General features: G+C 45.2%; 14 protein-coding genes. All 14 read right to left on the reverse strand.

Annotation, left to right across the window (positions count from 1 at the left end; genetic code table 11):
* Window positions 1–6: 6 nt before the first annotated feature.
* On the reverse strand, window positions 7–375 hold the full coding sequence (locus JNUCC31_RS11505; RefSeq protein ID WP_192271223.1) for a flagellar protein FlaG: 369 nt from the start codon (window positions 373–375) through the stop codon (window positions 7–9).
* A 185-nt stretch (window positions 376–560) separates the two neighbouring features.
* On the reverse strand, window positions 561–1,331 hold the full coding sequence (locus tag JNUCC31_RS11510) for a flagellin N-terminal helical domain-containing protein (protein ID WP_192271224.1): 771 nt from the start codon (window positions 1,329–1,331) through the stop codon (window positions 561–563).
* A 187-nt stretch (window positions 1,332–1,518) separates the two neighbouring features.
* The gene (gene csrA, locus JNUCC31_RS11515) at window positions 1,519–1,752 is read right to left on the reverse strand and encodes a carbon storage regulator CsrA (RefSeq protein ID WP_192271225.1); all 234 of its coding nucleotides are present in this window, start codon (window positions 1,750–1,752) and stop codon (window positions 1,519–1,521) included.
* Complete coding sequence (gene fliW / locus JNUCC31_RS11520; RefSeq protein ID WP_192271227.1) at window positions 1,752–2,201, reverse strand: flagellar assembly protein FliW; 450 nt, start codon at window positions 2,199–2,201, stop codon at window positions 1,752–1,754. Before fliW ends, csrA begins: the two co-directional genes overlap by 1 nt.
* Window positions 2,202–2,288: 87 nt before the next feature.
* Complete coding sequence (gene flgL, locus JNUCC31_RS11525; RefSeq protein WP_192271229.1) at window positions 2,289–3,197, reverse strand: flagellar hook-associated protein FlgL; 909 nt, start codon at window positions 3,195–3,197, stop codon at window positions 2,289–2,291.
* Between the two features lie 23 nt (window positions 3,198–3,220).
* Window positions 3,221–4,783, reverse strand: a complete 1,563-nt coding sequence (flgK, locus tag JNUCC31_RS11530; RefSeq protein ID WP_192271231.1) for a flagellar hook-associated protein FlgK — start codon at window positions 4,781–4,783, stop codon at window positions 3,221–3,223.
* Window positions 4,784–4,801: 18 nt separating this feature from the next.
* Window positions 4,802–5,302 (reverse strand): flagellar protein FlgN, encoded by a 501-nt coding sequence (locus tag JNUCC31_RS11535; RefSeq protein ID WP_192271233.1) that lies wholly within the window; start codon window positions 5,300–5,302, stop codon window positions 4,802–4,804.
* 8 nt (window positions 5,303–5,310) lie between these two features.
* Window positions 5,311–5,595 (reverse strand): flagellar biosynthesis anti-sigma factor FlgM, encoded by a 285-nt coding sequence (gene flgM / locus JNUCC31_RS11540; protein ID WP_062329757.1) that lies wholly within the window; start codon window positions 5,593–5,595, stop codon window positions 5,311–5,313.
* A 269-nt stretch (window positions 5,596–5,864) separates the two neighbouring features.
* Complete coding sequence (locus tag JNUCC31_RS11545) at window positions 5,865–6,272, reverse strand: TIGR03826 family flagellar region protein (protein ID WP_192271236.1); 408 nt, start codon at window positions 6,270–6,272, stop codon at window positions 5,865–5,867.
* A 297-nt stretch (window positions 6,273–6,569) separates the two neighbouring features.
* The gene (locus JNUCC31_RS11550) at window positions 6,570–8,495 is read right to left on the reverse strand and encodes a fibronectin type III domain-containing protein (protein WP_192271238.1); all 1,926 of its coding nucleotides are present in this window, start codon (window positions 8,493–8,495) and stop codon (window positions 6,570–6,572) included.
* 324 nt (window positions 8,496–8,819) lie between these two features.
* A complete protein-coding gene (locus tag JNUCC31_RS11555) occupies window positions 8,820–9,305 on the reverse strand; it encodes a ComF family protein (RefSeq protein WP_192271239.1) in 486 nt (161 codons plus the stop codon).
* A 457-nt stretch (window positions 9,306–9,762) separates the two neighbouring features.
* Window positions 9,763–9,957 (reverse strand): hypothetical protein, encoded by a 195-nt coding sequence (locus JNUCC31_RS33265; RefSeq protein WP_228469622.1) that lies wholly within the window; start codon window positions 9,955–9,957, stop codon window positions 9,763–9,765.
* Window positions 9,958–10,066: 109 nt separating this feature from the next.
* Window positions 10,067–11,962 carry a helicase-related protein gene (locus JNUCC31_RS11560; protein WP_192271240.1) on the reverse strand — a complete coding sequence of 632 codons (1,896 nt, stop codon included), beginning with the start codon at window positions 11,960–11,962 and terminating at the stop codon, window positions 10,067–10,069.
* A gap of 557 nt (window positions 11,963–12,519) precedes the next feature.
* Window positions 12,520–12,927, reverse strand: coding sequence for a hypothetical protein (locus JNUCC31_RS11565; RefSeq protein ID WP_228469623.1), 408 nt, complete (start codon window positions 12,925–12,927; stop codon window positions 12,520–12,522).
* Window positions 12,928–12,937 lie beyond the last annotated feature (10 nt).

The raw sequence follows: 12,937 nt of genomic DNA on the forward strand, positions 1-12,937 counted from the left end.
TCCCCCTTAGATTTTCTCATCAATAATCAGTCCCGTAATTTCCATCATTCGTGCTGCAAGATCCAAAATTTTCTCTGGAGGAACCTCACGAATCAGATCTCCACTTTCCTTATCCAACACCTTAATCATAATCGTGTGGGTTTGTTCATGCATAGAAATCTCAAATGCCTTTTGGGGGCCTTGAATGGCACGAATAGCCTTCTGAAGATCAGCGATTATTTTTTCTTGATCCAGAGGGGTATTGCCTGTAGTCGAAGTTCTAATCTTCTGGTTTTCCTTTGAATCAGAAATAGGAGATCCAGTTGATGAAGCAGATGAATGGCCAATTGAGGGCATAGAATTTAATGAAGTTTGTGTTGATAATTTCGTATCCATGTATCATCCTCCTATCATAATCATTGATTGATCTAAAAATGTGCCGGTATGTAGTTTCAATTACTATATATATCGGTTAAAGTTCGACTTAATTTAGGTTAATATAGAGAAATCCCAAAATTCATCTTTCAAGCACAACAAAAAAGAGGCCTTGAAAATCAAGACCTCTGAATTGATTGTAAATCTTAACGAAGCAAGGAAAGAACGCCTTGTGGTGCAGAGTTGGCTTGCGCCAGCATGGATTGGGAAGCTTGCAACAAGATGTTATTCTTGGACAGAGCAACCATTTCCTTAGCCATATCTGTATCACGGATACGAGATTCAGCTGCAGTCAAGTTCTCAACAGTAGTACCCAAGTTGTTGGAAGTGTACTCCAGACGGTTTTGAACAGCACCCAGTTTCGCACGTTCAGTGGAAACACCTTTAATAGCGGTCTCAATATCTGCAGTAGTTTTAGTTGAATTCAGTCCTTTGAAAGTACTTGTATCAATCGTTCCAATAGCGATTTTTGTAGTACCGTCATCGCTAACGATGATATCAGCACCACCAGTGATCGCTTTACCATTGAATTTAGTCGTGTCAATGATTTGGTCGATTTGACCGGACAATTCAGTCAACTCTGAATCAATGTTAGCTTTATCTTCTGTACCATAAGTACCGCTCGCTTTTTGAACATTCAGTTCTTTCATACGAGTCAACATGGAGGATACTTCGTTCATCGCACCCTCAGCTGTTTGTACGAATGAAATTCCGTCTTGAGCATTACGTTGTGCTTGCTCCAGACCACGAATTTGGCCACGCATGGACTCGGAGATGGACAAACCAGCAGCATCGTCAGCAGCACGGTTGATGCGCAAACCGGAAGCCAATTTCTCCATGTTTTTGCTTGCAGCAGTGTTATTCAAAGTCATGTTACGGTGAGTGTTCAAAGCTGGTACGTTGTGATTGATAATCATTTTTTATTTCCTCCCTGAAATGGTTATATGCCCACATCCATGTGGTATTAGCGTCTTCACAGGTCGGCCGCCCTGAAGATTACCGCCTTAATATATATATCGACGACATGACATAATTTGTTTATAGCCATTTCAACTTTTTTTCTATTTTTTATCATAGTTTTTTGACTAAAATACATTTTCAATATTAATCATTTATTTTCCCGAATTCTTTGATCGTTTTTTGCAATATCTCCAGATTCATCGCCGCGTTTTGATTGTTCTGCTCAATTGCTTCCAGAACTTCTTTACGATAAATATCAATATCCCTCGGAGCTGTTATACCAAGTTTCACATTTTCTCCATCTACAGATAGCACAGTCAGCACGATATCATCTGAAATGACAATAGATTCACCTTTTTTACGTGTAAGTACCAGCATTAGATGTCACCATCCTTGTTGAAAGAAGCCTCATCTTTCCATAATGCATGTTTGGTTTTGTATTCTGTATTCTGCAACACAATTTGTTTGCCCATTTTATTTTGTTTATTGAACACAATTGGAGCCAGCAAGTTTGCGGTTGCGTTTCGAATCTCATCGTGTAGTGTGACAATACAACGAACCCCTACGTCATCTGGATCTGTTACACCCAAATCTTCTACGTTTTCAGGTGAAAGTTCAAACTCATATTCCGGATGAAAATCAAATGGATTTACGGTTACAAAGGCTACAGCCGGTTCTTTAACTGAACTGAAGAGACTGAACACTTCGTCATGCTGCTGCAAATCAAACGTTTTTAGTTCTTCAAATCCTGGGATCCCTTTAACAAAAGTATATGTTTCTTTTAAGGTCTGCTTTTCAGTTGTACCAACTTTATTGTCCTGATTCATTTTGTTCATCCTCCTAAATTAGTAAAAAAAGCTACGGACTGTTCTCTGTCCATAGCTTACGGTGTATCTATGATTAAAATCAAATATTTACCTCATAAAGTCCATTAGTGTGGGTTGCATGATTTGAGCAGAAGATTTAAGAGCTGCTTCATAGATCGTCTGTGCGGACGAAGCCTGAATCATCAGGCTTGCAACATCAGCGTCCTCAATTTTTGATTGAAGAGTAGTAAAATTCAAGCTTTCATCGCTTAAACGATTCTGTACTAATTGAACTCGGTTACTACGAGCACCGACTTCTGATAAGCTGGATTGCATTTTCACTGACCTGGATTCTATATTCTTTAGCTCTTGCTGTGCAGCAGCCTGATCACCACTTGCTAATGCGGTCGAAAGATTATCAATAACTTTAAATATGTTGTCAGCTTCACCTTTACCTCCGAAAAAATCTGAGCCGGAAGTGTTAATTTGAAAACTGACCTGCTCACTGATCGAATACATAACGGCTTGATTATCGGTCTCAACATCATAATACTCTGTTACACCAGAGGATAGTTCATAAGGCTGTTTATCATAAGTTTGTCCGTTAAAGATATACTTTCCACGAATCTGCGAGTTTCCAATTTCCGCAAGATGCTTCTTCAGTTCTTCTACTTCAAGATTAACTGCTTCGATTCCGTTATCCGGAAGAGTACCATTAGAACCTTGGACAGCCAACTCCTTTAACCTTTTCACTACATCAAGCGCTTGCTGCATATTCGAATCCGTCGCATCCAGCCAACTTACCGCCGCATCCGTGTTGGATTGATACTGCTCATTCGCAGCCAACTCTGCACGATAACGAAGCGCATAAGTCACACCAACAGGATCATCTGATGGTTTATTGATTTTACGACCGGTGGAAATCTGATTGGACATGTTGTCCATACGATTCAGGTTACGATTCAGGTTACTCAGCATCTGAGTGCTCATCATGCCTGAGGTTACACGAATGGCCATTCTTGGTTACCCCTTTCTACGTCTTAGCGACCGACTACACCGGTGCTGTTTATTAGTTTGTTTAGTAGTTCATCGTATGCAGTCATGAAACGGGCAGCGGCACTGTAAGCATGCTGAAACTTAATCAAATTACTCATTTCTTCATCGAGAGATACGCCACTTACGGATTGGCGATTTAAGTCAACCTGCTCCGTGAGGAGTTGAGCATTTTGTGCCTGACGATTGGCTTCTTGAGTCTGGACACCTAATTGACCCACAATCGCGCCAAAAAAGTCATCCACCGTGGTCGGTTTGGACAGTCCAGTACCAAAATCAAATTTTGAATCTTTTAGTCCAGCCATGGCCAGCGCCAAGCTGTTATTCCCCAGTACTACACTCTCGCCTGTACCTGTTCCGGTAGTACGCATCGAAGTTGCGATGTTATTCGGGTCATTTTGGATATCTGTACTTAATGTGATATTCCCAGCCGTAATCGTTCCTGAGCCGTCTTTGGTTGTAAAGAAGTCTCCGCCCGCTGTTGGCGTATTTCCACTAAGCGTATAGCCCAGTTTGTGCAGCCCATTGATCCCTTGAACTGTCACTTTCAAATCTGATGTTAGCGTTCTATTGTTATTGGCATCTGAATAGGTCACATTGTTGAAAACCGTACCGCTAGGCAATACGGATCCGGCAGGAATGGTAATCTCAATATCCCCGGTTGCGAGCGTATTGGCCAGCTGATTTATCTGATTGCGATAGTCTGCTACATATTGATCACGGGAATGGATCATTCCGTAGACCTCGCCACCCGTTAGCGTACCCGCTTGATAGGCGTTCTCCAAAATATCAGCCGTGACAGGAACAACTGCTGCTCCGGTGACTGCTACTTGGCCTGCAATCGTTACCTGGTAGCCACTATCCAGTTCTGTTATCTGAACGCCTGCAATCTTGGAGAGCTGATCTACGGCATAATCGCGTTTGTCACGCAAATCATTGGCATTGTCTCCAAGTCGCTCTACTTTTACGATGTTGTTGTTCAGATCCGCTATGGACTGCAGATATGAATTGATTTCGGTCGTTTTTAATGAAACGTTGTTCGTCAGGTCGCTAGTCAGCGCATCCAATTGGAGACTGATTTGATTCAAACCATCTGTCAACGCCAAAGTTGTCTCTTTCACAATTTTGCGGTTGGTAATGTCCTGTGGGTCTTGGCTTAGATCGGACCAAGAGTTCCAAAAATTATTCAGTACCGTACGGATTCCCGTATCCGAAGGTTCATTCACAATCGTTTCAAGCTTTTCAAGTGTACTATTCCGAACGGTCCATCCTCCAAGAGAGGTATTTTCATTGCGGAATTGGCCATCAAGGAAAGATTCGCGAACACGCATTATCGAGTTAAACTCTACACCCGTTCCAAGCTGGCCTGGCGCTGTTGTGCGATAAAACGCCACTGCATCAATTGGATCTGCTGCAGTCATGTTAACGACTTGACGTGAATAACCTGGTGTATTCGCATTCGCAACGTTATGTCCTGTTGTGTTCAAAGCGGCCGTTTGTGTAATCAGACTGCGTTTGGCCGTTTCAATTGAATGAAATGTTGAAGCCATATTGTTTTTCCCCCATTATTATGCTCGAGTATCAAATAGTCCGGAGCGAGCCATACCATAAGGCTTCTCCGAAGGATTCTGATACGTGGCTTCTGATTCAGAATGAAATGACATTGTCTCAATAAAAAAGTCGATGTACGAGAGCGACTGCTCAATAAGCTGTTGATTGGCTTCATTAAGATATTTCACCTTTTGCAGTACATCTGTTAATGAAGTTTGAGCTTCAAGAAGTCTCCTTTTCTCTGTGGCATCGAAAACTAGTCTCATCAGCTCACTAATGGTCAGATTCAACTTGGACTTGATGCCACGTTCCTCCAGAAACTGGTGGACAGCCTGAAGTCTTTGCTGCTCGATCAACTCAATCCTTTTCAGCAGTTTGGATTCCTGATTAATTAGAGAGATCAGTATATCAACTTTGTTAGCAACAACAGCTTCCTTCTTCCGTTCCCCCAGCTCAAGCATATCCACATGTGCGGCCTCCAGCTCTGCAAGTACATCAATTATCGATTCAATTGCCATGTGTCCTCCTATTGATTAGGGAAGTTCTTAAAGTATGGAGCGAGCTTCTCGGCAAGCTTCTGGCTGTCTACTTGATAAGTTCCCGAATTTACCTGTTCCTTTAATTCTTGAATACGTTGTATACGTCCTGCATCCTGTGTACGACCTTGTTCCTCAAGCATCTTCATCGCCTCCGGAGAAATGGATACTTCGTCCTTACGGCGGCTCTTTTTGGCATCAGCCTGCTGATTGGATTCAACGTTCCTCTGATAGGAATTGATAGCACCAATTCTATTCGGTTCATTGATTTTCATACGAACTACACTTCCTTTACCTTAGGATTTTATTAGATTATAGAATTCAGACGTTTTCAGCCAAGCTGAAAAATTCTATAATCGCAAGAAAAACTACTGCTGAAATGCGGTCTGTCTCCCTTGGACATTCGTCGATCAATGTTTCTTCTTACATTATCTTTATGTTAACGAACAATTAGGATAATAAAAAAAACCGATAATCTTTAATAAGTTTATCGGTACGTTCCAAAACATTTGTTATAGCAAAAACGGTATTTAAGCCCTCGTTCCTATGAATCGCGCAGTTTGTCGACAGCATTGTAGGTTCGTCCGCCTATATTGCCGTTATCCTTCTGGCCTACCTCACGCGCTGCCCCAGCCAGGTCCTTCGTCAAGCGACTTCTACAAGAGTCGCACATATGTCCTTCGCGGATCAACGTTCCGCATACTTCACAAGGATACATCATATTCGGGGCGTTTTCGATGGAAATCCGACCCTCCCGAATGAAGCCGGTGATCTGCTTAATAGAAATTTCCGTTGCATCAGATAGTTCCTGTATATTGGTACCCTTATTCTCACGTAGATAGTCTACACATGACTGATATTCCTGCTCAATTTCTTTGATACAGTTCGAACATACATCTCGAAAATTCAACGCATATAATTTTCCGCAGCGAGGACAATTACCCAGATTCATCGCTAAAACGCCCCTCTCAAACTTCTACTAGGTATACTTTACTTTATAACGTCTTTTCAAGTCTACTTTTTAATATCATACCAAAAATATGAGAAAAAGACTGCGTCAATGCGCAAGCTGATCTTAGAAAATAGAAGTTTATTTTAATGTCTTTACGCTAAGCAATGTGGTCCATCCACTTATGTTTGAACTGTTTAGCGCCCGAATGCGGTGCTTGTGAGTACTTAATGCAATTAATTCGGAGTGCAAAATACTTGTTCATCCGTAACAACTACAGTCTTCCTATTTGCTTCAATTTCATATGATGTAGCGTTTTGGATTAGCAACCCAGGCCCGTGTAATTGACGCGTTCGTCTGATTCCCTTTTAATATCGGCGTTACAAGTTTGGTTAACCCCAATATTTGTTCGCTCCATGAGCTTACGCCTGCTGCATTTTTGGATCGGATTCGAAAAACATGATCCGTGTCAGGTAGAAGATTGCTTTTAATATAGCTTGTACCGGATACAGAAACAATAACGCCATCCACTTCCAAATCATACGCAGTTGCACCTTTAACAGCATTCCATTTTAGTGTTATGGATTTATTGGTAGAGGCAGTAACATTTAATCCGGTTACAATGTCGGGTTGAGTAACTTGAGAAACGATTCCCGTCCAAGCGCTATCGTTAGTATCACTTAATGCACGAATACGATATTTATGTGACTCTCCCGGATTTAATCCCTCAACAATGTAAGTAGGATCAATAGATCTGCCAACTATGGTTCCATCTATCTCTATTTCGTAATATGAAGCTCCTTTAATGAGTTGCCAAAATAATTGAGTGTCTTTTGATGATAAAGAATTTGTCTTAAGTACAGGGGTCGCTAATTGGGTCAAACCCAATACAGAATTGCTCCAGCTTCCTACTTCCAGTTTGTTTTTGGTTCTTACCCGGAAAGTATGCTGCGAATCAGGTGTAAGTCCTGTCTTCGTATAGGATGTGCCCGATACTGAAACTAATTTGCCGTCGATCTCTAGTTCATATCCCACGGCACCACTCATAGCCTGCCAACTGACTTTAATCTGGCTGGACTTAGCTTCCATGATCTTCAAACCACTCTCATAATCGGATACAGTAAGTTGAGAATAGGTATCACTCCAAAGACTCTCGTTATCAGAAGAGAACGCTTTGAGTTTATAGGAGTGGTTGGACCCCGGAACTAAATCTACATGATCATATGAATAAGTATCATTCAGATGAACCGGTTCATCCTCATCAATTTGCAATTGGTAGAAATCCACCTCTTCTATAGGTGACCATTGAATTGTATTTTTTCTTGCCACTGGAATAACGTTCAGAGAAGGCTTGCTTAATAATGTTTTTACTGAATAAGTATCACTCCACTCACTTGCTCCAAACGAATTCACCGCTCTTACTCTATAGTTATAGACTGAGTTCGAATTCAAAGAATGATCAACCCACGTATTTATGTACGATTGCCCTTTTAAAATTCCATTCACTTCTACTTCATAAGCAGTTGCTTTATTTGATTTATTCCAACTAAGTTCAACCGAACCATCACTCACTTTAGCTACCAATTCGTTTGGGGTTTCAACTGGCACAGAAGGTTCTTCTACATCTACTATTTCAGGTATAAACGAATAAATCTCCTCATTCGAATGATAGTATGGGTTAATGTTGGCAATCAAATCTACAACTTGACCTGTTTCGGCATTAATCACCAGGCTCAGGGGTTTGACTTGCGTGTCATATACTTCAATCGGAGTCACGTTTCCTAATGGATCGGTTTCAGAAAATAGCCAATCTCCATTCACAAAGTCAACTTGGTGATATTCCTCCCAAAGTTTATTGAATTCAACAACGAAAGCATGCTTAACTTCTCCTGTATAAGTTGAATGGTATGTCCCAAAAAAAACTTGAGAAATATCGTTAGTCTCCCCTACAATTAACTGACTTTTAAAGGAAGGTAACGTTGACGTCGGAATATTCTCAGATCTTTGCCACCTTAATTCAACTTGATTCATATTTGATTTTAATTTACCTTCTTGGACGTAAAGAACAAACTGAGAATCATTACTAGAAGAAAGTACACCTCCTTGAACCATTTCGGCATGTGCCCGATTCCCCCCGTACACGCCAAACTGTCCGAATACCAGCATGAACACCAGTAAACGGACGATCCATAAGTAAAACCCGTTTTTTCTTTTCCCTGCACCCACCGTTGTTCTCCCCTTTAAACAGATAAGTTGTGCCACTCCCCGTACTGTCACCTATGGTGAACGGCAGAACTATCTATTCTACATGGAAGAAGGGATTCCTCTTTTTCACATGTAAAAATATTCTTGTTTAATAAAGCTCCAAATTTCATCAAACAACCAATATACAAATCATATGCATGCATATAAAAATCCAAAAAAAGATAACGCTATAAATATATGAACATAAGTTCCTATTTGTAAGCTATTAATTTTTGTCATCATGTAACCTGCTTCTCATAATCGGACCATTATTAAGTAACTATCTGCTCAAGCTATCTGTCCTATTCAGGATCTGGCCAACGTCAGCGTGTAAATTTCAATTGGAAGGTTCATGGAAGATCCAGTGTTCAGGATTACCTGTCCGCAAGCATCCAACGTACTGCCCGTTGTGTAAATATCGTCAATCATCAGCAAGCGTAAGGGAGCAATTTGCCAACCTTGTTCCGTTGATCTGTTATTCGAAGACACTTCCTGCCCATAAGCGTATAAATTTGCCCGTTGGGAATGCATGTCCTTTTGTGTGGATTGATTGATGGTCCTATAGAGTTCGAACATCAGCTCCATTCCACCTGGCTGCATTGCAAACGCATCCTGCATGGTCTGAATGCGCTCGCCGCGTGTTTTGAAGCTTTGTTTGGTGGTGTTGATCCGACGCTGCAGCAGATCAACTACAGGCAGGCGGACGGCTCCGGCAAGTCCTGCTGCGAGCCGCTCGGCCTGGTTGAAGCCGCGCTCGGCAAGGCGTTCGTTGCTGACGGGCACATAGGTCACCGCGTCTGGCCGCCATCGCGGCTTGTTGTTTTGGAGCAGCGACTGGCGGTTTCGCGTCGCTGTTCCGGGATGAGCGTGTGTGTAGCACGCGTATGAGCTGTGGTGTTGCGAGCGTGTATGTGCGGGCGCAAACACGGCATGTGAGTGAACAGGCTCGCTGATTGATTGACGCGAGCCAAGTCGTTGAACGGGCGCGTGTGTTGTTCCGCGCCCGCCAGGTCGGTGAACGAGTGCGTTGGTTGACGCGCTCGAGTCAGGTGGATGCAAGCTGGCATCCACCTGGTAATGAGCAGGTGTGGCGGGATGAGCCACGGGGGCCAGGGTTTCTTTTCCCAAAACAGGGTTGAGTTCTTCACTCATTGCTTGGAATGCTTGAATAATAAGCGCAGTTAATAGCGGCGCGTAGCGCTCGTGTCCTCTGAATTTGTACATCCCAATCCACTCTTTCATAAGAGCGTTATACTGGACGGCGCTGCGGTTGCATATAAAAGAACGGTTTTGCATGTGTGTGCGGACGCAGTCCGGGCAGCCGATCCCCCGACCACAACGCAGACAGCGAATGGAACGAATCCATGGAATTTGCTGCACACAACGCTGACATATGCCTGGATAGACTGGAGATAGTAACGCTCGAGTACCACAGGTTAGACAAGTCGCTCCCGGTGGGGCGAACAAGCCATGCAGGCGATGGGTGAGATGTTGCAGATGGTCGGTTATATTAGTTAACCAGTTGGGCATCGAATATTAGCCTCCTTTCGTATTTATTGGTGTGATGGGGGATGGAGGTAGCCTTTGCGCCTTGCGATCGTGTTCATTTTTTGGATCTGTGCCACCGCTTTTACCTGGGATCGCGTACGACGGGAGGATGCAAAGACGACCCTTCCTGCTGGATCATCCATGGAGCGACCTGCTCTGCCCGCCATCTGTACCAGAGAAGCTTCGTCGAAGAGCCCGTTATCCGCATCCAAAATAAATACATCGCTGCGCGGAATGGTGACGCCCCGCTCCAAGATAGTGGTGGTCACGAGCAGACGGATCGACCGTTCACGAAAAGCAATAACTTTGCTCGCACGATCCGGATCTTGGGATGATGTTCCTTCGATATGGATTTGCGGAAATATGTGACGCATGAGAGTTACAAACGCCTCAATCTGAGCGATCCGTGTCACAAATACAAATACCTGTGCTTCTCGTTGCAAGGAAGTCTGAATACTCTTTTTAAGAGTAGCAGGCAGTTCGCGCTTCCGAATACATTCGGCGACTGTAGGCATCTTCAATAAACGTGGCACGGGTAAAGGATAGCGGTGGAAGCGCACCGGAACTCTGGCGTGATCGAGTTTCCCTTGCGCCGCTTCCCGCTGTAGCCGGGCTGGTGGCGTAGCAGACAAGTACATAAAATGGCCATCAGGCTTGCACGAGGACGCCGCCGCATGAGCCAGCATAGGATCATTATGGTAGGGAAATGCGTCGAGCTCATCGATGATGACCAGATCAAACGCCTGATAAAAACGCATTAACTGGTGCGTAGTCGCGAGTGTGAGCTGCGCGTCTTTCCAGCGCTCGGTGCTGCCTCCATATAGCGTAGCGAGCGAGATGTCGGGGAATGCTTTCGCCAGACGAGGAGCCAGCTCCAGCACGACGTCCCGGCGCGGCGTAGCAACAAGCGCACGTCCACCCCGCTCCAATATGTTTTGGAGCAGTGGGAAAATCATTTCTGTTTTGCCGGCCCCGGTCACGGCCCACAGCAAAAACCGCTCCGGCCCATCTCCTCCGGATGGCCGGGCCAAAAACGCCAGCGCCGCGGCAGCCGCCGCGCTCTGCGCCGGGCTCAACCCCCACCGGGCAAGTCCGCCCTCGGTGGGGGCAACGGTCGTGCCACGCGATGCTTCGCCGCGTCGTGGCACGGCCCATGGCGCTGCGCTGCGCAGCAGCAGCGCACAGGCACGGCTGCGCCCCAACGCGAGGCAAGCCTCGCAGTAGGCGCACGCCGCCAGGCCGCAGGCAGCGCAGGGCACGCGCTGCCCGGCAAAGCTGCCGCATCGGCGGCAGCGGGGCGCGCTCTGCGCGCGGCCAAGCCACGCGAGGCGCTGCCGCCGCGTGGCAGGCCCTTCCAGGGCGGCTGTGATGCTCAGCCGCCCGCTCAGGTGCGCGAGCTGCGCAGCCGCGCGCCAAACCGAGGCAAGCTGCGGCGCCGTGTCCGCCAGCAGCGCCTCTGCCTCGGCCGCCAGCAATTGGCGGCCGCGAAGCAGCTCAGCCAGCAGGGCTGCGCCCCGCTCCAGCTGAGCCCACTCCCCGGCGGGATACGACTCTGGCATCCCGCCCACCTCAAGCTCCCTGCCAGCAGCACTCCCTGCATTGTGCCCAATCCCTATCCTATCCTCATATTCCCCAGTAACTCGCTCATACTCATCCATTTTCCGCTGCATATATGCCTGCCAGTGCTCCCCGCCCCATTGATCCATGCCTCGCTCCATTTCAAAATTCTCAACCATCCAAGAGGCCTGACTTAAAGGCAGCTCTCTGCCTAGCAGCAACCACCGCAACACCTGCTGTCCGCTCATACCTTCAAGCCACCACGCTACATCCACCCGGATATCCAGGGACAGCATCATCTTCCACCTTTCTCTAACCCGGCACACATATAATCCAACCTTCATCTGCTCTCCTCCCTCTTCTCCCTGTTTCCAAACGCAAAAAAAGCACACGCCAACCGACTATTTGTCGGAGCATGTGCTTCATGTCCATATCTCACTTAATTCAATATCTACTTGTATAATCACTATATCAATTGTTAAAGCTTCCCACAAGTTGTTGTACTCCAAATCTGCCCAATAGGCCCATTTTACCAATCCTACTAATAACGATATTCTTTCTTTATCATGCGAAACTTTTTCCAATCCGCGCAGTCTATACTTTTAACTTAAGAGTTCTGAATTCGAAAAGGTTCATTCTTCACCTCAACAAGCCTCCAAAGGCTCAATAACCATAGATTGCATAAAAACCCATATTTAATTTAACAGCAAGCTTGGCTACAATGACAAAAAAAGACTACAGCATACGCTGTAATCTTTAACCTCGAACATGATGAACTCCAAGCTTATTTTGGCAAGCTGGCATGACTTCATTGAAAGTGCATTCTGACTGATGACCCGCTTTAGCCAGTCTGTCTCAGCAGCATCCACGATTAATGAGCCCAACTGGTGCAAAAAAACATCTACTGCTTTGGATCACGCAAATCGATAAGACGAATCGCACGGTTCCCGGTCTGAGTTACCTGTTCCATATCGGAAGGGACAGCAGACAGGTAGGATAGCTCCATTCCTTGCCTATGCATAAGCTTTTCAATAATACGAACCGTTTCCGCTTCCGTACGATCAGCGATAACTGTCAATGTGAAGCTCTTTCCACGGTAAAATAATTCCCGGCAAAGCGCTCTTACAATGCCTTCAATCCGTTGTTCCTGATTGGAAGGAATGAGCATAATCTGCTCGTAGCCTTCGGGATCCGGATGGGAAAGATAGCGCTGGTGCATGGCATGAACGGCCATTGCCGCCAGGAAGTATATGAGCAGAATCATAGTCAGATGAGCAACCATGGCAACTGCACCTCCTCGGAAGGTCATGCTCACCCAT

The organism is Paenibacillus sp. JNUCC-31 (assembly GCF_014844075.1).
Lineage (GTDB): Bacteria > Bacillota > Bacilli > Paenibacillales > Paenibacillaceae > Paenibacillus.

What these genes read in the sequence shown, in the direction of transcription:
- JNUCC31_RS11505 (WP_192271223.1), bottom strand. Translation starts at nt 375, where the DNA reads ATGGATACGAAATTATCAACACAAACTTCATTAAATTCTATGCCCTCA.
- JNUCC31_RS11510 (WP_192271224.1), bottom strand. Translation starts at nt 1,331, where the DNA reads ATGATTATCAATCACAACGTACCAGCTTTGAACACTCACCGTAACATG.
- csrA (WP_192271225.1), bottom strand. Translation starts at nt 1,752, where the DNA reads ATGCTGGTACTTACACGTAAAAAAGGTGAATCTATTGTCATTTCAGAT.
- fliW (WP_192271227.1), bottom strand. Translation starts at nt 2,201, where the DNA reads ATGAATCAGGACAATAAAGTTGGTACAACTGAAAAGCAGACCTTAAAA.
- flgL (WP_192271229.1), bottom strand. Translation starts at nt 3,197, where the DNA reads ATGGCCATTCGTGTAACCTCAGGCATGATGAGCACTCAGATGCTGAGT.
- flgK (WP_192271231.1), bottom strand. Translation starts at nt 4,783, where the DNA reads ATGGCTTCAACATTTCATTCAATTGAAACGGCCAAACGCAGTCTGATT.
- JNUCC31_RS11535 (WP_192271233.1), bottom strand. Translation starts at nt 5,302, where the DNA reads ATGGCAATTGAATCGATAATTGATGTACTTGCAGAGCTGGAGGCCGCA.
- flgM (WP_062329757.1), bottom strand. Translation starts at nt 5,595, where the DNA reads ATGAAAATCAATGAACCGAATAGAATTGGTGCTATCAATTCCTATCAG.
- JNUCC31_RS11545 (WP_192271236.1), bottom strand. Translation starts at nt 6,272, where the DNA reads ATGAATCTGGGTAATTGTCCTCGCTGCGGAAAATTATATGCGTTGAAT.
- JNUCC31_RS11560 (WP_192271240.1), bottom strand. Translation starts at nt 11,962, where the DNA reads ATGAAGGTTGGATTATATGTGTGCCGGGTTAGAGAAAGGTGGAAGATG.
- JNUCC31_RS11565 (WP_228469623.1), bottom strand. Translation starts at nt 12,927, where the DNA reads ATGACCTTCCGAGGAGGTGCAGTTGCCATGGTTGCTCATCTGACTATG.